Source organism: Amycolatopsis rifamycinica (assembly GCF_000695625.1).
Classification (GTDB): Bacteria; Actinomycetota; Actinomycetes; order Mycobacteriales; family Pseudonocardiaceae; genus Amycolatopsis; species Amycolatopsis rifamycinica.
In genome coordinates this window covers 1-17,694 of sequence record NZ_JMQI01000072.1, presented here as the reverse complement: position 1 = coordinate 17,694, position 17,694 = coordinate 1, and the positions used below count along the sequence as shown (strand labels likewise).

Below are 17,694 nucleotides of genomic sequence, written 5' to 3'. Positions count from 1 at the left end.
GCGGAGGAACTCGGTACCGTGCCGCCGTGCGTTCCGAGATCGTCGTTCCCCTGCTCATCCGCGACCTCACCGAGGCCGACCTGCTCCGCTGCGGCTGGTCGGGCTCCCGGCTGCACCTGGACCACGTCGCGCGGGAGCTGCGCCGGGACGACGCCGAATACCTCGTGGCGTGCGCGGCGCGGTCCGGGCTGCCCGTCGGCAAAGGACTGATCGACTACCGGAAGACGGCCGGAGCGGGCACTCTCGGGCAGCTCGCCGTGCACCCGGCCCTGCAGTCGTGCGGGATCGGCACCGCGGTGGTGCTCGCGGCCGAGGAGCGGATCCGGGCGCGCGGCCTGCCCCACGCCGAACTGAGCGTCGAAGTGGGCAACCCGCGTGCGCGGGCGTTGTACGAACGGCTGGGGTACGTCGCCTACGGCAGTGAGCCCGACGGCTGGGACGAAGAAGCTCCCGACGGCTCGATCCGCCGCTACGAAACCACCTGCGTGCTCATGCGGAAGCCGATCACGCGAACACCAGCGACACCAGCTCGTCCACGAACGGCTCCACCAGCTCCGCCCCCGTCCGGTTGAGCACGCTGTGGAACAGCGCCACCCGCCCGTGGGCGCCCACGAACACGACCGCCGCCGCCCGGCCCGGGGTCACCCGCAGGGGGTGACCGGCCTCGACGCACCGCTCGAAGCCCGCGGCCAGTCGGTCGATCACGTCCAGCAGCGGGCCTTCCGCGCGGGCGTCCGGGGCCGGCCGCGAGGCTCCGTTCGCGAGCATCAGGCGGTAATGCCCCGGATTCTCCATGGCGAACGCGCAGTACGCGTGAATCTGCGCCCGCACCCGGCCGACGACGTCGGTTTCGCCGATTGACTCCTCCGCCGCGCGCATCGAATCGCGCAGTCGCGCGTATTCGTGGTCGAGCAACCCGCGGACCAATTCCGCCCGGTCGGAAAAATGCTGGTAGATGCTCGCCGGGGCGATGCCGACGGCGCGGGCGACGCCGCGGATCGTCAGCCCGTCCTCGCCGCCGAGCTCGGCGAGCAGCCGTCCGGCCGCGGCGAGGATCTCACCGCGCAACCGTTCGCCTTCGCCCCAGCGGTTTCTCGTTCGGCCTATTCCGGCTTCGACGCGTTCCGCCACCCCCGTATTCATACGCCCGCGGCGGCCGCCGCCGAATTCGGGGTCCGGAAAGCGCCTTCAGGAAACCAGCGCGGGGTACAGCCCGGGGAGTTCACCGGCGAGCCCGGCCCGCACGTTCCGGCTGATGTCGTCGGCGAGCACTTCGAAGCGGCCTTCCTCGACGCCGTCCAGCGCCAGGCCCGCCACGACCGCGGGATCGATCTTCGGGCCGTCGACGTGCTTGGCCATGTCGGTGTCCATGTACCCGACGTGCAGCGCCGTCACCTGCGTCTTCTGCGGCGCCAGCTCCAGGCGCAGGGCGTTGGTCAGCGACCAGGCCGCCGACTTCGCCGCGGAGTACGCCGCCACCTGCGGTGCGGTGAACCAGGACAGCACCGAGAGCACGTTGAGCACCGCGCCGCCGCCGTTGCGCTCGAGGATCGGCGCGAATTCGCGCGTCACGGCCAGCGTGCCGAAGTAGTGCGTGTCCATCTCCAGCCGGATGTCCTCGAGGGACCCGCCCAGCAGCGACGCCCCGGTGGACGAACCGGCGTTGTTGACCAGCAGCGTGACGTCGCCCGCGACGGCCGCGGCGTCCTTGATCGACGCCGGGTCGGTGACGTCCAGCCGCAGCGGGACGACCCCCGGCAGGTCGATCGTCTCGGGGTTCCGCGCGGCCGCGTACACCTTGGCCGCGCCCCGCTCCACCAGTGCCGCGGCGAACCGGCGGCCCAGTCCCCGGTTCGCCCCGGTGACCAGCGCGACCGCACCCGTGATCTGCATGACGAACTCCTCTCGCGTCTGACTTGCTCATTGCAAGCCAGCTGCGGACGACCCTACGGCGTAAACTTGCTCCCAGCAAGTCAGGTCGAAGGGATCACACCATGAGCCGTCGCATCACCTGGGCGGACGCCGCCTGCCCGATCGCCCGCGCCGCCGACGTCCTCGGCGAGCCGTGGACGCTGCTGATCCTGCGCAACGCCACCGCGGGCACCACCCGGTTCGAGGACTTCCGCGCCCAGCTCGGCATCGCCGACAACGTGCTGACCACCCGCCTGGCCAAGCTCGTGGACCGCGGCCTGCTGACCAAGCTCCCCTACCGCGACGGCGGCCGCACCCGCCACGAGTACCGCCTCACGCGGGCCGGCTCGGACGCCCTGCCGGTGCTGCACGCCCTCGGCGCGTGGGGCGACGCCCACACCCCGTCGGAAACCGGGCCCGGCCCGATGACGCTGGTCCACACCCGCTGCGGACAGCTCACCCGGCCGGGCGCGAAGTGCGACTTCTGCGGGAAGAACCTGGTCAGGGGCGACCTGGCCTGGCGCGGATCGTGGCTCGGCGAGGGCGAGATCCCGTTGGCGGATCCCGTCGCTTGAGCCGAACGGCGGCAGCGGAGTTCCCGAGTCGACCGGACAAAGATCGGACGAATCATGCGGCCGCTAGGTTCGGGGCATGCTCACCACGCTGGCCGTCGAGAACTACCGCTCGCTGCGTGACCTGGTGCTGCCGCTGTCCGGCCTGACCGTCGTCACCGGGCCGAACGGCAGCGGCAAGTCGAGCCTGTACCGGGCCCTGCGGCTGCTGGCGGACGCGTCCCGCAACGGCGCCGTGGCGGCGCTGGCCCGGGAGGGCGGCCTGCCGTCGACACTGTGGGCCGGCCCGGAGAACGGCGTGCGGCGGGGCACTTCGCGGGTCGAGGGCAAGGTGCACTCGAAGGCCGTCGGGTTGCGGCTGGGCTTCGCGGGCGACGAGTTCGGCTACGCGCTCGACCTGGGATTCCCGGTGCCGGGCCGGACGGCGTTCAACCTCGACCCGGAGTTCAAGCGCGAAGTGGTGTGGTCGGGGCCGGCCCTGCGGCCGTCGGCGTTGCTGGCGGACCGGGCGGGCCCGGTGGTGCGCACACGCGTGTCTTCGGGGGCGTGGGGTGACGACCGGTTCAAGATCCGGATGACGGACAGCATGCTGAGCGAGTTCGCGGACCCGCGGGCCTGCCCGGAGCTGCTGGTGCTGCGCGAGCGCATCCGGTCGTGGCGGTTCTACGACCACTTCCGCACGGACGCCGACGCCCCGGCCCGCCAGTCCCGCATCGGCACCCGCACACCGGTGCTGGCCCACGACGGCGCCGACCTGGCGGCGGCCCTGCAGACGATCATCGAGGTGGGCCGGGCCGCGGATCTCGCGGAAGTGGTCGACGCGGCCTTCCCGGGCTCCGCCGTGGAGGTGCGCGAGCAGGACGGCCTGCTGTCGGTCGAGCTGCGCCAGCACGGCCTGCTGCGGCCGCTGTCGGCGGCGGAGCTGTCGGACGGGACGCTGCGCTTCCTGCTGTGGGTGGCGGCCCTGCTGACCCCGCGCCCGCCGGAGCTGCTGGTGCTGAACGAGCCGGAGACGAGCCTCCACCCGGACCTCCTCCCGGCCCTGGCGACCCTGATCGCGACGGCGGCCAAGGAGACCCAGCTGGTGGTGGTCTCCCACGCCCGTCCCCTGATCGCGGCCCTCGCGGCGATCACCGACGTGGGCACGGTGGAGCTGGAGAAGGAGTACGGCGAGACGAAGGTGGCCGGCCAGGGCCGCCTGGACCGCCCGCCCTGGGGCTGGCCCTCCCGCTGACCGTCCCCCGCCGGACGACACGCGTACCGGCACGGACGACACGCGTACTCAGCCGGACGACACGGCGAACGCGGGCCCGCGGGCCGTGTCGTCCGGCCAGGTACGCGTGTCGTCCGGTGTGGTCAGCGGCCGCCGGTGCTTTCGCGGACCTCCAGGGCGAACGGGGTCTGGATGTCCTGCGGCGGAGACGTCTGGTCGCCGGTGATGCGCCGGTGCACGAGGTCCACCGCCGCCTCGGCGAGGGCCGTTTTGTCCGGGGCGATCGTCGTGAGCGAGGGCAGCGAGAATGCGCTCTCTTCGTTGTTGTCGAACCCCACGATCGCCACGTCCTCCGGCACCCGCAGGCCCAGTTCGGCCACCGCGCGCAACGCGCCGATGGCCAGCAGGTCGTTGAAGCAGAACACCGCGTCCGGCGGCGAAGGCAGGGCCAGCAGCGCCTTCATCGCCGCCGCGCCCACCGAGCGGTGCCATTTCTCCGCCGGGGCCACCAAGGCGTCCGAATAGGACAAACCGGCCTCCGCCAGCGCCGAGCGGTAGCCGGCCAGCCGCTGCGAAGACGTCCCACGCGCCGGGTTGCGCCCGATCGCCGCGATGCGCCGGCGGCCGAGCGAGGCCAGGTGCGACACCGCCGTGCGCGCGGCCAGGACGTTGTCGATCGCCACGTGGTCGATCGGCACGTCCACCGCGTGCTCGCCCAGCATGACCAGCGGGATGCCGCCCGGATCGGCCGGGAAGTCCGCCGCTTCCAGTGCTTCCGGGTGCACCAGCGCCCCGTCGACCAGGTGCGGTCCCAGCGACGAAAGCGTCTCGCGCTCCCGCGAGCGCGTGCCCTGCGTCTGTTCGATCAGGACGCTCCAGCCGCGCTTCTGCGCCGCCGTGATCACCAGGCCGGCCAGCTCGCCGAAGTACGGGATCGACAGCTCCGGCACCATCAGCGCCAGGAACCCGGTGCGGCCGCGGCGGAGGTTGCGGGCCCCGACGTTCGGCCGGTACCCGGTCGCCGCCAGGGCTTCCTCGACGCGCCGCCGGTTCTCCGGCTTGACGAAGGCGTAGCCGTTCACGACGTTCGACACCGTCTTCACCGACACTCCGGCAAGCGTGGCGACGTCCTTGAGCGTCACGGTCACGGGCGGTCCCTTCAGTGAGTGAGCACGAAGTGTAGCGAGCCGCTGCCGGTTTACAACGTTGTTCCAACGATGTAAAAAGTACCTCAAGGCTCCCGCGGTGACCCCGATCACCCCGGCGAGCGGGCCACCAACGACGCTGCCCGAGGAGTCGCCGTGCTCTTGTCCTCCCGTCCCCGACTGGTTTTGGTCACCGCGGCCGCCGCCGCGCTGACCCTCACCTCCTGCACCGCCCGCGAAGAAACGCCCGCGGCCCCGTCGAACGGCGGTGGGCCGGCCGCGAGCGCCCAGTCCGCCGCGCCGTCCGCCGACGGCTGCACCCTCGAGAAAACCGGTTACCCCAAGGTCGACCTGAAGACGGCGGTGGTCGGTTTCTCCCAGTCCGAAAAGGAGGCCAACCCCTTCCGGATCACCGAGACGCAGTCCATCCGCGACGAAGCCGCGAAGCTCGGCATCGCCAGCGACAAGCTGCTCGTCACCAACGCCCAGAGCGACCTGAACCGGCAGATCAGCGACATCAAGTCGATGCTCGACCGCGGCGCCCAGCTGCTCGTCGTCGCGCCGCTGAACTCCGACGGCCTCCAGCCCGCCCTCGACGCGGCGAAGGCCAAGAAGGTCCCGGTCGTCACCATCGACCGCAAGGTGACGTCCCAGCCCTGCACCGACTACCTGACCTTCATCGGCTCGAACTTCGTCGAGCAGGGCCAGCGCGCCGCCCAGGCGATGGCGAAGGCCACCGGCGGCACCGGCAAGGTCGCCATCCTGCTCGGCTCGTCCGGCAACAACGTCACCACCGACCGCACCAAGGGCTTCAAGGACGAGCTCGCGAAGACGCCGGGCCTGACCGTGGTCGCCGAGCAGACCGGCGAGTTCGACCGCTCCAAGGGCCAGTCCGTGATGGAGCAGCTCATCCAGAGCCACCCCGACATCACCGCGGTCTACGCCGAGAACGACGAAATGGGCGTCGGCGCGGTCAACGCGCTCAAGACGGCGGGCAAGTCGCCCGGCAAGGACGTCAAGATCGTCTCCATCGACGGCACCCGCAACGCCGTGCAGCTCATCGTCGACGGCAGCTACAACGCCGTGATCGAGTCGAACCCGCGTTTCGGCCCGCTGGCCTTCCAGACGCTGCAGAAGTTCGAGAACGGCGAGCCGATCCCGGCGAGCATCGTCATCTCCGACGACCAGTACGACGAGAGCAACGCCGCGCAGAAGGTCGGGAACTCCTACAAATGACGGCGACCACCGAAGTGCTGACCGCACCGGTGCTCGAGGTGGCCGGGGTGACCAAGCGGTTCCCCGGCACCCTCGCGCTCGACGACGTCAGCTTCACACTGGCGCCGGGTGAGGTGCACGCGCTGGTCGGCGAGAACGGCGCCGGCAAGTCCACGCTGATCAAGGTGCTCACCGGCGTCTACCAGCCCGACGAGGGCGAGCTGCGCCACCTCGGCGAGCCGGTGACGTTCAAGCGCCCGATCGACGCCCAGCGCGCCGGGATCTCCACCATCTACCAGGAGGTCAACCTCGTCCCGCTGATGAGCATCGCCGGCAACGTCTTCCTCGGCCGCGAGCCGCGCACGAAGGCCGGCCTGGTCGACTGGGGACGGATGTACGCCGACGCCCGCGAGCTGCTCAAGGGCTACGGCATCGACGACGACGTCAAACGCCCGCTGCACACCCTCGGTGTCGGCGCGCAGCAGATGGTCGCCCTCGCCCGCGCGGTGTCGACCGACGCCAAGGTCGTCATCATGGACGAGCCGACGTCCTCGCTCGAGCCGCGTGAGGTCGAGACGCTCTTCGAAGTGTTGAACAGGCTGCACTCCGAAGGCATCGCGATCGTCTACGTCAGCCACCGGATGGACGAGCTGTACCGGGTGTGCGACAGCGTCACCGTGCTGCGCGACGGCCGGGTCGTCCACAGTGGACCGCTGAAGCCGCTGCCGCGCATCGAGCTCGTGTCGCTGATGCTCGGCCGCGAGATCCGCCAGATCCGCGAAGAGGGCGTCACGGCGTTCGGCGAGGAGCACGACGTCGAACGCGAGCCGCTGCTCAAGGCCGAGAACCTGGCCGGCATGCGGAAGCTGCACGACGTCTCGGTGAGCATCCGGCCCGGCGAGGTCGTCGGCCTGGCCGGGCTGCTCGGCTCCGGCCGCAGCGAGACGGCCCGGGCCATCGTCGGCGCGTTCCCCCTGGACGGCGGCAGCGTGCTGCTCGCGGGCAAACCGCTCAAGCGGGGCCGGATCAAGGCCGCCATGCGGGCCGGGATCGCGCTGCTGGCCGAGGACCGCAAGACCGACGGCATCATCCCGAACCTTTCGGTCCGGGAGAACATCGTGCTCGCCGCGCTGCCTTCGCTCTCGCCGTTCGGCCTGGTCAGCAAGGCCAAACAGGACCGGATCGTCAAGATCTTCATGGAGCGCCTGCGGATCAAGGCCGCGAGTCCCGAGCAGAAGGTGTCGGAGCTGTCCGGCGGCAACCAGCAGAAGGTGCTGCTGGCCCGCTGGCTCGCCACCGGCCCGAAGATCCTGCTGCTCGACGAGCCCACCCGCGGCATCGACGTCGGCGCGAAGGCCGAGGTCCAGGCGCTGATCGACGAGCTCGCGCAGGAAGGCCTCGGCGTGCTGCTCATCTCGTCCGAACTGGAGGAACTGATCGACGGCTCCGACCGCGTGGTCGTCCTGCGCGACGGCTCGGTCGCCGGCGAGCTGACCGGCGACCGCATCACCGAGGAGAACGTCCTGACGGCCATCGCGGCGGAGAGCACCGGGGGTGACAACGATGTCCACCGCCACCCTTGAGCGCGCGAAGGTCACCGCGTGGCTGCAGAACTACGGCGTCTACCTGGCCGTCGTCGTGCTGCTGCTGTTCAACGTGGCCTTCACCGAGAACTTCCTGTCCGCGGCCAACTTCCGCACCCAGCTGGTGCAGGCGGCGCCGGTCTGCATCGTCGCGCTCGGCATGGCGCTGGTGATCGGCACCGAGGGCATCGACCTCTCGGTCGGCTCGGTGATGGCGATCGCCGCCGCGCTCATCCCGCTCTACCTGGGCGCGGGGCCGCTGACGGCGATCGTCGTGGCCGTCATCGCCGGGGTCGTGTCGGGCCTGTTCAGCGGCTACCTGGTGGCCTACCTGGGCATCCAGCCGATCATCGCGACACTGGCGCTGCTGGTCGGCGGCCGCGGGCTCGCCCTGGTCATCGCCCACGGCCAGCTCGTCCAGCTGCACAACCACGACTTCCTGCAGCTCGGCACGGGCGACGTGCTCGGCGTCCCGATCATGGTGATCGTCGCGGGCGTGCTCGCCGTCCTGGCCGGGCTGGTCGTGCAGCGCACGACGTTCGGACGGCACCTGGTCGCGATCGGCGGCAACCGCCCGGCCAGCACGCTGGCCGGGCTGCCGGTGAAGCGCGTGCTCGTCAGCGTCTACGTGATCTCCGGGGCACTGGCGGCGATCGCCGGTGTGCTGGCGACGTCGCGGCTGGGCGCGAGCGACCCGAGCGACGTCGGCCTGCTCATGGAGCTGTCCGCGATCACCGCGGTCGTCGTCGGCGGCACCCCGCTGACCGGCGGCCGGGTCCGCGTGCTCGGCACCGTGTTCGGCGCGCTGCTCATGCAGCTCGTCCAGGCCACCCTGATCAAGCACAACCTGCCGGACTCGACCGCGCAGATGGTCCAGGCGGCCATCATCGTCGTCGCGGTCTACGTCGCCCGCGAGCGGAGCAGCCGATGACCGCCCAGACCACCACTGCCTCGGGCGCGGCGTTCGCCGGAGTCCTGCAACGCCAGGGCGCGGCCGTCGTGCTCGTCCTCGGCATCGCCGCGGCGTGGTTCGCGTTCCCGCACTTCGGCAGCGCGGACAACCTGCGCAACCTGGTGCTGCAGGGGTCGTTCCTCGCGGTGATCGCGCTCGGCATGACGTTCGTGATCATCTCCGGCGGCATCGACCTCTCGGTCGGCTCGAACTACGCGCTCGGCGGCGTCCTCGCCGCCTACGGCGCCCAGTACGGGCTCGTCGTGGCGATCCTGCTGCCCCTGGCGGTGTGTTCGCTGATCGGGTTCGTCAACGGCCTGCTCATCGCCCGCACCGGGATGGCGCCGTTCATCGTCACGCTGGCGTCCCTGCTGTTCGCCAGGGGACTCCTGCTGGCCCTGACCGCCGAGGGCGCGACGACGTACAAAGTGGACCCCGGCTCGGCGTTCCTCTGGCTCGGGCAGGGCACGATCTTCGGCATCGGCGTCCCGGTGTACCTGACGCTGGTCCTGTTCGCGCTCGGCGGTTTGCTGTTGCGCCGCACCCGGTTCGGCCAGTCCGTGTTCGCCATCGGCGGCGCCGAGCAGTCGGCGGTGCTGATGGGCCTCCCGGTGGCCCGCACCAAGATCAGCCTCTACACGCTCAGCGGCGCGCTCGCCGGCGTGGCGGGCATCCTCACCGCCGCGTACCTGCAGTCCGGCGTCACGGTGATCGGCGTCGGCACCGAACTCGACGCGATCTCCGTCGTCGTCATCGGCGGCACGCTGCTCACCGGCGGCGCCGGAACCATCATCGGCACGCTCGTCGGCGTGCTGCTGCGCACGCTCATCCAGAACGTCATCAACCAGATCGGCACCCTCGACTCCAACTACCAGACGGTGGTGAGCGGGGCCTTCCTGCTCGTCGTCGTGGTGATCCAGCGCCTGCTCGCGCGCTCCCGCACCCGCTGAACCCTCGTCCCCCACCAGGAGGTTCACCGATGTTCCGCCCTGCCCGACTGGCCGCCGTGCTGGCACTGGCCCTCACGGGGCTCGCGGTCCCCGCCGCGCACGCCGAGTCCCCACCCCAGTGGCAACGGCTCACCCCGCCGCTGTCCACGCCGTGGACGAACGACGTCTCCCCCGCCAACGCCCTGCCCGACTACCCGAGACCGCAGCTGACCCGCGACAGGTGGCAGAACCTCAACGGCGTCTGGGAATTCGCCAAGGCGGCCCCGGGTGAGGCCGCGCCCGTGGGCAGGACGCTCGGCGAGCGCATCCTCGTGCCGTACCCGGTCGAGTCCGCGCTGTCCGGGATCATGCGCCACGAGACGAACATGTGGTACCGCCGCACCTTCGAGGTGCCGAAGACCTGGCAGGTCGGCAAGGGACAGCGGCTGCTGCTGCACTTCCAGGCCGTCGACTACGACGCCACGGTCATCGTCAACGGCCGGACCGTCGGCCGCCACACCGGCGGGTACGACGCCTGGTCGGTGGACGTCACCGACGCGCTGACCACCAAGAAGGCGCAGGAGATCGTGGTCGGCGTCGCCGACCCGAACGACCAGGGCGGGCAGCCGATCGGCAAGCAGCGCACCCCCGGGGACGGCATCTTCTACACGCCGTCGTCGGGCATCTGGCAGACCGTCTGGATGGAGCCGGTGGCGCCCGCGCGCATCGACCGCCTCGACCTCACGCCGGACGTCGCGTCCGGTTCGGTCACGGTGAACGCCGTGGTCGGCGGGCCGGTCAAGCAGCGCGTCGAAGCCGTCGCCTACGACCACGGCCGTCCCGTGGGGCGCGTGTCCGGGGACGCGAACAAGCCGCTGAAGCTCAAGGTGGACCGGCCGCACCTGTGGTCGCCGGACGACCCGTTCCTCTACGACCTGCGGGTGAAGCTCGTCCCGTCGGGCGACGAGGTCGGCTCGTACTTCGGCATCCGGTCGATCGGCCTCGGCAAGACCGCCGACGGCAAGCAGCGGATGCTGCTCAACGGCAAGTTCGTCATGCAGGTCGGCCCGCTCGACCAGGGCTTCTGGCCGGACGGCATCTACACCGCGCCGACCGACGCGGCGCTCAAGTTCGACCTGGAGCAGGAGAAGGCGCTCGGCTTCAACATGGTGCGCAAGCACATCAAGGTCGAGCCGGACCGCTGGTACTACTACGCCGACAAGCTCGGGTTGCTGGTGTGGCAGGACATGCCGGCGATGAAGGACGACGTCGAGCCGTCCGCGGCCGCGCGCGTCAACTACGAGTCCGAGATGAAGCGGATGATCGACCAGCACCGCAGCTTCCCGTCGATCGTCACGTGGGTGCCGTTCAACGAAGGCTGGGGCGACTACGAGGTCGGCCGCATCGCCGACCTGGTCAAGTCCTGGGACCCCTCGCGCCTGGTGAACGCGGAGTCCGGCGTCAACTGCTGCCGGTCCGAACCGGACAGCGGACGCGGTGACATCTACGACGACCACAGCTACACCGGCCCGGGCACGCCGATGCAGACCGGCACGCGCGCGGCGGTCGACGGCGAGTACGGCGGCCTCGGCCTCAAGGTCGCCGGGCACGAGTTCGACGCGGCGGGCAGCTTCGCCTACGAGATGGAGCCCGACAGCGCGACGCTCACCCGGCGCTACGGCGAGCTCCAGCAGCGCCTGCTGCTGGTCGCCCAGCGGTGCGGGGTGTCCGCGGGCGTCTACACGCAGACCACCGACGTCGAGAAGGAGGTCAACGGCTTCTTCACCTACGACCGGCAGGTGAAGAAGATGGACTTCGCGGCGGTCCGCGCGGCGAACCTCGCGGTGATCAAGGGCGCCACCGGCGCTCCCGTTTCCGGGCCGTCGGTGCCCGCCGGCACACCCGGGATCGACGGCATCGCCGCGTACCCGTTCGACGAGAACGCGGGCACGGTCGCGGAAGACGTAGTCGGCAGCCACGACGCGACGCTCGCCGGCGGCGCGTCCTGGACGGCCGGGAAGAGCGGTTCGGCGTTGGCCACCAACGGTTCCGGCCAGTACGCCGACACCGGCGCGGCGCTGGTGAACACCGAAGGCAGCTACAGCGCGGCGGCGTGGGTGAAGTTCAACGCCGTGGGTGACGGCTTCCAGACCGTGGTGAGCCAGGACGGCGACAGCAACAGCGCGTTCTTCCTGCAGTACTCGGGCGCGGACCACCGGCTGGCGATGAGCTTCGTGGGCACGCGGGCCCTGGCACCCACGGCTCCGGAAGCGAACCGCTGGTACCACGTCGTCGGCGTCCGCGACGCGGCGTCGGGCACGCTCAAGCTGTACGTCGACGGTCAGCTGGCCGCCACGAAGAGCGTCTGCCTCGGCGAAGCGTCCACGGGCCACACGGTGATCGGCCGCGGCAAGTACGGCGGCGGCCCGGTCGACTACCTCAACGGGGCCGTCGACCAGGTCCACGTCTACGACCGGGCGCTGTCCGACGCGGACGTGAGCGCGCTGTACTCCAGCGGGAAGTAGGCAACCTCCGGCACTTCCGGTGCGTGTTCGGCCCGGGGACCGCGATCGCGGTCCCCGGGTCATCGCGTCTCAGGGGGTGAGCCTTTTGGGCTCCGGAAGATCGAAAGCGACCACCATCGCCGCCACGGCGGCACTGCTCTTGGCCGGCACGGCGATCCCGGCGTCGGCCTCGGAGTACCTGACGCTCCGCTCGTCGTCCTGGTCCTATGTCGACTCGGCCGCGCCGAAGACGGCGTTCGTCAACCCGGCCGGTGACGCGCCGATCGGCGCGAAAGTCACGGCCGACCACAAGAAGCACGTCACGAAGTCCTACTTCACCTTCGACCTGTCCAACCTGCGCGGCGCCACGGTGCTCGACGCGCGGCTGACCACCGGGGAGACCGCGGTAGCCGACTGCACGGCACCGCGCGGCACCGAGCTGCGCGTGACCGCGCCGGCGAAGAAGGCGCCGACGTGGGCCGACCAGCCGCGCGAGCTGGGCGCGCTGTCCGGCCGGAGCGACCCCGCCGGGTGCCCGGCCGAGTACGTCGGCTGGGACGCGGAACCGCAGCTGCAGCAGGCGATCGACGCCGGCCGCACGGCCCTGACGCTGGTGCTGCGCCTGCCCGACGAACAGCAGTACGACCCGCGGTTCGGCCGCACGTACCGTCCGGTGCTGTCGGTGAGCATGCAGAAGAACCAGCCGCCGACGACGCCGGCGAACCTCAAGACGGGTCAGCACGCCTGCGCGGACGCCCCGCTGGTCCAGCGCGGGGGCGCGGCGATGACGGCGCGGACCAGCGATCCGGACGACTACAGCTTCTCCGCCGAGTTCGCCTGGTGGCCGGTCGACCACCCGGACCGGCGCGCGACCGGCATCGACAGCTACGTCAACGGCACCGAGGCGTACTACGACCCCGACGCGCAGCTCGCCGACGGCGTCACCTACGCCTGGCAGGTCCGCGCGAAGGACTCGCTCGCCACCAGCGCGTGGAGCGAGACCTGCCGGTTCACCACCGACTTCTCGGCACCGGCCACGGCACCGGCGGTCACCTCGACCGACTACGTGTACGAAGTTCCCGGCAAGGGCGGCATCGGCATCCCGGGCGACTTCACCCTCGACGCGGGCGGGGACACCCAGATCGTCGGCTTCCAGTGGCAGGCCGGCTACACCGACAGCGGCTACGTCGCGGCCGACCGGCCCGGCGGCACGGCGACGGTCCGGTACACCCCGCGCAGCGACGGGCCGATGAGCATGTCCGCACGCGGCGTGGACGCGGCCGGGAACAGCGGGCCGTCCGGTGACTACCGGTTCTTCGTGGCCCGCAACGGCCCCTCGATGACCTGCACCCCGGCCCGGGCCTTCCTGGGCGAAACCCGGCAGTGCACGTTCGGCCCGCACGGCACCGACGGCGCCACCGAGTACGTCTACAAGATCGACGACGGGGCCGAAACCACGCTGCCCGCGGGCCCGGAGGGCACCGCCACGATCACCGTCACGCCGACCGACGTCACGAAGTCCTACGACGTCAGCGTGCGCGCACGGATGACCAACGGGAACCTGTCCGGTCCCGGTGGCGGCCGGCTCGACGTCGACCGGGGACTGCCGGTGATCGACGTGCCCGCCGGCACGATGGTCGGCAAGCCCGCCGTCTTCACGCTGCACGCCACGCTGCCGGGCTCGGTGTCGTTCACCTACGACTGGGACGGCGGCGAACCGGTGACGATCCCGGTGGGACCGGACGGCACCGCGCAGGTCACGATCGTGCCGGAAACGCCGTACAGCCACTGGCTCAACGCGCACACCACAACCGCGGCCGGGCTGGTCTCGGCGACGGAGGAAACCTACGTGTCGGTGGCCACGAACGGCCCGGTGGTGACGAGCACCGACTTCCCCTCGTGTTGCCAGGGCGGCTACGTCACCACACCGGGGACGTTCACGTTCTCGTCCCCGCTGCCGGGTGTCGTCAGCTACGCGTACTCGCTCTACGGGGGCGAGTCGGGCACGGTGCCCGCCGGGCCGGACGGCACGGCGAGCGTCGCCTTGACGCCGCTCACCACCAGCACCCAGTACCTCACCGTGACGAGCACGTTCGCCGACGGCTCGGTGTCGCGGCCGGGGTACTACTCCTTCTCCCCGAAGTCGGCCGCCCCGCCGCTCGCCTGTGACCTGACCGGCGGCGCCCGGCCCGGCCAGGTGGTCCACTGCACGCTCACGCCGGTCCAGCCGGGTCTGGCTTCGTACGGCTACCGGCTCACCGCGAACGGCGAAACCGGGCCGGATGTGGCGGTCCGGCCGGGCACGGACGGCACGGGGACGTTCGAGTTCACGGCACCGGCGACGGAGACCAGGATGCGGTTGTCCCTGTACGCGTGGAGCGCCAACGCGGCCGGGCAACGCACGGACACGTCGTACACCAGCTTCTCCGTCGACCCGGACGCCCGCGCGGCGCGACCGGGGGTGCGCGCGGTCTGACGGCTCGTGACGGCGGTGACGGCCACGGTGGCCGTCACCGCCGTCACTGCCGTGCGACCAGGCCCGCCAGCAGGTTCGTCAGCCCCTCCGCCAGCGTGAACGCCTGCCTCTGCTCGACGGCCGCCACGGCCGCCGTCGGGTGGGCGGCGGGCCACGAGCCGGACAGCAGGACGACGACCCCGCCGGCGAAGTGCCGGGCCGCTTCGGGCGGCAGCTCCGGCACCCGGACGCGCACCAGCTCGCCCAGCCGCTCGGTGTTCGCGCCGGCCCGGCGTCTGAAGCTGCGGGCGAACTCCGCCGGGATGTTGCGCTCCAGCACCGGCGCCATCGAACTCAGCAGCTCGCACAGCACCCGGCGGCCGGTCAGCGTCGCCGCGATCGTGCCGGCGACCCGCGCCTCGCGCGCGAAGCCGGGCTCCGCCGGACCGGGCTCGCCGAGCGCCTCGTCCAGGTCGTCGAGCCACGCCGTCCAGGTGCTGTCGAGGACCTCGAGGAAGATCGCCTCGCGGCTGTCGAAGTACCGGATCACGTTCGACTTCGCCAGCCCGACCCGGCAGCTGAGCTCCCGCAGGCTGATGTCGGCGACCGGGCGCTCGGCGAGCAGCTCCCTCGCCGCGGCGAGGATGGCCCGCCGGCGCACCTCGACCTGCTCGGGACGGCGGGCGCGCTGGAATCCGGCGCTCATGGCGCCGAGGCTACCGGTCGGACGAAGCCCTCGTCCCGGCCTCGTGGCGGGACTTGACCCGGCGGTAGCTCCAGATGAGCAGCGCGAACAGGATCACCGACGACAGGATCAGGCTCGACCCGGTGCTCCAGCCGCTGAACGGCAGCGACTTCACCGTGCCCCACACGATCCCCGCGGCCAGCAGCGCCAGCCCGGCCAGCACCGAACCGGCGATCCGCAGCGGCGACGCCACGCTGTCCTCGGCCGCCTTCATGGCGCGGTCGCGCACCGGGTCGACGTACCGCTCGAGCGCCGGGAACTCCGACGCCAGCAGCAGCAGGCCGGCGAGCACCAGCAGCAGCCCGGGGCCGGGCAGCACGAGCAGCAGCACCCCGACCACCAGCAGGATGCCTCCCGCCACCGTGATCAGGATCCGCTTCGTCTGTTTGCCGATGCCCACTGGGCGTCTCCCCTCGTCCCGTCCGATTGTTCCCGGTCCCGGCTCCGCGTGCCACTCACGAGGGCTCGCGCCCTGGCCACGGCCACGGTCAGGCCCGCCAGCGCGACCACGCCGAGCGAAACCACCAGTCCCGGCCAGACGTAGAGCACCTGGACGTAGGTACCCTGCCGCCCGGCGAATACCCACCCGAGCAGCTGCGGCAGGAACGCGAGGGGCACCAGCGGCAGCAACGGCGGCCCGAGCCGCCACCACCGGGGCCTCCGCCCGGCTCGCCGGACACCCAGGGCCGCGAGGCCCACCGCGACCAGGGCCAGCGCGCCGAGCACCCGATCGGCGATCACTCCCGCGGGCGACGCGGGCTCCGGCGCGCCGCCCTCCAGCAGGCTCGCGAGGCCCTGGGCCAGCAGCTCGGCCTCGTTGTCCAGCGCCATCCCGGTGTTCGCCACGACGGCGATGCCGTACCCGCCGGGCAGTAGCACCTGCGCCGCGGTGTGGGAGAACCAGTCGCCGGTGTGGGTCGTCCGTCCGTCCTGGACGCGCCAGCCCAGCGCGTAGCCGCGTCCGGGCGCGGGCGTGTGCGCCAGCCGGACCGACGCCGGCGACAGCACGCCGTCACCGTCCCGCTGCGCTCGCAGCCACTTCGCCAGGTCCTCCGCGGTGCTGAGCACGCCGTGGCTGCCGCCGGTGAACCAGTCCGGTTCGGACACCGGGACCTCGGCCCCGAAGGCCCGGACGTACCCCTCGGTCCCGGCCGGCGGCCCGTCCACGGCGGAGCTGGCGGTCATGCCCAGCGGCCGGAAGAGGTGCCCGGCCAGGTAGTCCGCGAACGGCTGCCCGGCCACGACCTCCACGATCCGGGCGGCGACCTGGTAGTTCGGGTTGTGGTAGTGGAACGTCGTGCCCGGCTCGCCGGCGAGTCCGGCCTCCGACAATCGGCTGACGGCTTCGGCGAGGGTGTGCGGCTGCGCCCGTTTGAGGTCGGGGAAGACCTGGTCGGCCATCCCGGAGGTCTGGTCGAGCAGCATCCGCACGGTGATCCTGGCGCCACGGGGGTCGGCGAGCCGGAAGGCGGGCAGGTACCGCGTGACGGGCTGGTCCAGCCCGAGCCGCCCCGCTTCGGCCAGTTGCAGGACCGCGAAGGCGGTCATGGACTTGCTCACCGACGCGATCGGCATCCGGCTCGCGGCGGTCAGCGGCTCCCCGGCGGCATCGTGCCCGTACCCGGCAACGCGGACGACGTCGTCGTCATGGGTGACGGCGATCGTCGCGCCGGGCAGATCGGTGTGGTCGAGGTAGGCGCGGACGTAGCTGTCGATGTCGTCCGGCGGAGCTGCTTCGGCCGGGGTTGCCGTCGGGGTTGCCGTCGGGGTTGCCGTGGCCAGCAGGACGGCGGCCAGGACGAGGAGAAGCCTTGTCATGGCTGTGAACGTAGGCAGCGCGGGGTAGCTGGGGCTGCTGTCGGACGGTGGGTCCGACCCCCTACTTTCGGCACCTGGCTTCGATGCACCACAGCGCCTTCTCTTTGGACACCACCTGATCGAGTGGTGAACTGGTGTTCGGTCGTCGGTAGCTTGGAGGTATGACCAGCAACGCAGCCCACGCCTCCTCTTCGGATGCGGTCGCTTTCGCCGACCGCATCGGGGAGTTGCTTGCCTGCATGCGGTCTGCTGAAGCGGAACTTGGTGCCCTGCTGGTGGAAATCGAACAGCGCGGAGTGATGGAGCTGTTCGGGTACCGCTCTGCCGCCCGGTTGCTGGAACACCTCGGCGATGTCCCCAAGCCCGCTGCCGAACGGCTCGTGCGACGTGCCCGCTTGCTCAACCCCGGACGCAACCTCGACGGCACCCCGATTCCCGCCCTGGCTCCCGCCACCGGCGCCGCCGCCCGCACCGGTCGCCTGAGCACTCCGATGATCGACGTGATCACCGGAGTCCTGGCCGAGGTGCCCTGCGAACACCGCGACAGCGCCGAAACCCACCTGCTCACCTTCGCCGCCAAAGCCGGACACAAGCAGGTCGCCGCCCTCGGCGCCCGCATCCTCGCCCACCTCGCACCCGACGGCGCAGAACC

Annotated in this window: 16 protein-coding genes; 10 read left to right on the top strand and 6 right to left on the bottom strand. The window is 71.4% G+C overall.

Annotation, left to right across the window (positions count from 1 at the left end):
• Window positions 1-26 precede the first annotated feature (26 nt).
• Entirely contained in the window at window positions 27-572 is a 546-nt protein-coding gene (locus tag DV20_RS34835; protein ID WP_063607840.1) for a GNAT family N-acetyltransferase, read from the top strand.
• Here DV20_RS34835 and DV20_RS34830 read toward each other — a convergent pair.
• Both DV20_RS34830 and DV20_RS34825 read right to left on the bottom strand, forming a co-directional pair.
• The gene (locus DV20_RS34830; RefSeq protein WP_043787503.1) at window positions 505-1,068 is read right to left on the bottom strand and encodes a TetR/AcrR family transcriptional regulator; all 564 of its coding nucleotides are present in this window, start codon (window positions 1,066-1,068) and stop codon (window positions 505-507) included. The genes DV20_RS34835 and DV20_RS34830 overlap by 68 nt on opposite strands.
• Before the next feature lie 120 nt (window positions 1,069-1,188).
• A complete protein-coding gene (locus DV20_RS34825) occupies window positions 1,189-1,893 on the bottom strand; it encodes an SDR family oxidoreductase (protein ID WP_043787501.1) in 705 nt (234 codons plus the stop codon).
• A 101-nt stretch (window positions 1,894-1,994) separates the two neighbouring features.
• On the opposite strand from DV20_RS34825, the gene DV20_RS34820 reads away from it, so the two are divergent.
• A complete protein-coding gene (locus DV20_RS34820; protein WP_043787499.1) occupies window positions 1,995-2,486 on the top strand; it encodes a winged helix-turn-helix transcriptional regulator in 492 nt (163 codons plus the stop codon).
• A gap of 76 nt (window positions 2,487-2,562) precedes the next feature.
• A complete protein-coding gene (locus DV20_RS34815; protein WP_043787497.1) occupies window positions 2,563-3,717 on the top strand; it encodes an AAA family ATPase in 1,155 nt (384 codons plus the stop codon).
• 122 nt (window positions 3,718-3,839) lie between these two features.
• Here DV20_RS34815 and DV20_RS34810 read toward each other — a convergent pair whose 3' ends face one another.
• Window positions 3,840-4,844, bottom strand: coding sequence for a LacI family DNA-binding transcriptional regulator (locus DV20_RS34810; protein WP_043787495.1), 1,005 nt, complete (start codon window positions 4,842-4,844; stop codon window positions 3,840-3,842).
• A 153-nt stretch (window positions 4,845-4,997) separates the two neighbouring features.
• Between DV20_RS34810 and DV20_RS34805 the strand changes: the two genes are divergently transcribed.
• The 6 genes from DV20_RS34805 (at window position 4,998) to DV20_RS34780 (ending at window position 14,500) form a co-directional block, all read left to right on the top strand.
• A complete protein-coding gene (locus DV20_RS34805) occupies window positions 4,998-6,077 on the top strand; it encodes an ABC transporter substrate-binding protein (protein ID WP_043787494.1) in 1,080 nt (359 codons plus the stop codon).
• The gene (locus DV20_RS34800; protein ID WP_043787491.1) at window positions 6,074-7,639 is read left to right on the top strand and encodes a sugar ABC transporter ATP-binding protein; all 1,566 of its coding nucleotides are present in this window, start codon (window positions 6,074-6,076) and stop codon (window positions 7,637-7,639) included. Before DV20_RS34805 ends, DV20_RS34800 begins: the two co-directional genes overlap by 4 nt.
• Window positions 7,620-8,570, top strand: a complete 951-nt coding sequence (locus DV20_RS34795; protein ID WP_043787488.1) for an ABC transporter permease — start codon at window positions 7,620-7,622, stop codon at window positions 8,568-8,570. The genes DV20_RS34800 and DV20_RS34795 overlap by 20 nt, the downstream gene beginning before the upstream one ends.
• Window positions 8,567-9,541 (top strand): ABC transporter permease, encoded by a 975-nt coding sequence (locus tag DV20_RS34790; protein WP_043787487.1) that lies wholly within the window; start codon window positions 8,567-8,569, stop codon window positions 9,539-9,541. The genes DV20_RS34795 and DV20_RS34790 overlap by 4 nt, the downstream gene beginning before the upstream one ends.
• 29 nt (window positions 9,542-9,570) lie before the next feature.
• Window positions 9,571-12,045, top strand: a complete 2,475-nt coding sequence (locus DV20_RS34785) for a glycoside hydrolase family 2 (RefSeq protein WP_043787486.1) — start codon at window positions 9,571-9,573, stop codon at window positions 12,043-12,045.
• Window positions 12,046-12,130: 85 nt separating this feature from the next.
• The gene (locus DV20_RS34780; protein ID WP_043787484.1) at window positions 12,131-14,500 is read left to right on the top strand and encodes a DNRLRE domain-containing protein; all 2,370 of its coding nucleotides are present in this window, start codon (window positions 12,131-12,133) and stop codon (window positions 14,498-14,500) included.
• Window positions 14,501-14,543: 43 nt separating this feature from the next.
• Here the strand turns inward: DV20_RS34780 and DV20_RS34775 are convergent, their stop codons facing one another.
• Genes DV20_RS34775 through DV20_RS34765 form a run of 3 tightly spaced genes read right to left on the bottom strand, consistent with a single transcriptional unit; the run spans window position 14,544 to window position 17,042 of the window.
• A complete protein-coding gene (locus DV20_RS34775; RefSeq protein WP_043787483.1) occupies window positions 14,544-15,185 on the bottom strand; it encodes a TetR family transcriptional regulator in 642 nt (213 codons plus the stop codon).
• Window positions 15,186-15,195: 10 nt separating this feature from the next.
• A complete protein-coding gene (locus tag DV20_RS34770; RefSeq protein WP_043787482.1) occupies window positions 15,196-15,624 on the bottom strand; it encodes a PGPGW domain-containing protein in 429 nt (142 codons plus the stop codon).
• Window positions 15,591-17,042: a serine hydrolase domain-containing protein gene (locus tag DV20_RS34765; protein ID WP_043787481.1), complete on the bottom strand. Its 1,452-nt coding sequence runs from the start codon at window positions 17,040-17,042 to the stop codon at window positions 15,591-15,593. Before DV20_RS34765 ends, DV20_RS34770 begins: the two co-directional genes overlap by 34 nt.
• A gap of 161 nt (window positions 17,043-17,203) precedes the next feature.
• Here DV20_RS34765 and DV20_RS34760 point away from each other — a divergent pair.
• Window positions 17,204-17,694 (top strand): DUF222 domain-containing protein (locus DV20_RS34760; protein WP_043787541.1); only part of this gene is annotated, 491 nt, incomplete at its 3' end.

What these genes read in the sequence shown, in the direction of transcription:
- DV20_RS34825 (WP_043787501.1), bottom strand. Translation starts at nt 1,893, where the DNA reads ATGCAGATCACGGGTGCGGTCGCGCTGGTCACCGGGGCGAACCGGGGA.
- DV20_RS34820 (WP_043787499.1), top strand. Translation starts at nt 1,995, where the DNA reads ATGAGCCGTCGCATCACCTGGGCGGACGCCGCCTGCCCGATCGCCCGC.
- DV20_RS34815 (WP_043787497.1), top strand. Translation starts at nt 2,563, where the DNA reads ATGCTCACCACGCTGGCCGTCGAGAACTACCGCTCGCTGCGTGACCTG.
- DV20_RS34800 (WP_043787491.1), top strand. Translation starts at nt 6,074, where the DNA reads ATGACGGCGACCACCGAAGTGCTGACCGCACCGGTGCTCGAGGTGGCC.
- DV20_RS34795 (WP_043787488.1), top strand. Translation starts at nt 7,620, where the DNA reads ATGTCCACCGCCACCCTTGAGCGCGCGAAGGTCACCGCGTGGCTGCAG.
- DV20_RS34790 (WP_043787487.1), top strand. Translation starts at nt 8,567, where the DNA reads ATGACCGCCCAGACCACCACTGCCTCGGGCGCGGCGTTCGCCGGAGTC.
- DV20_RS34785 (WP_043787486.1), top strand. Translation starts at nt 9,571, where the DNA reads ATGTTCCGCCCTGCCCGACTGGCCGCCGTGCTGGCACTGGCCCTCACG.
- DV20_RS34775 (WP_043787483.1), bottom strand. Translation starts at nt 15,185, where the DNA reads ATGAGCGCCGGATTCCAGCGCGCCCGCCGTCCCGAGCAGGTCGAGGTG.
- DV20_RS34765 (WP_043787481.1), bottom strand. Translation starts at nt 17,042, where the DNA reads ATGACAAGGCTTCTCCTCGTCCTGGCCGCCGTCCTGCTGGCCACGGCA.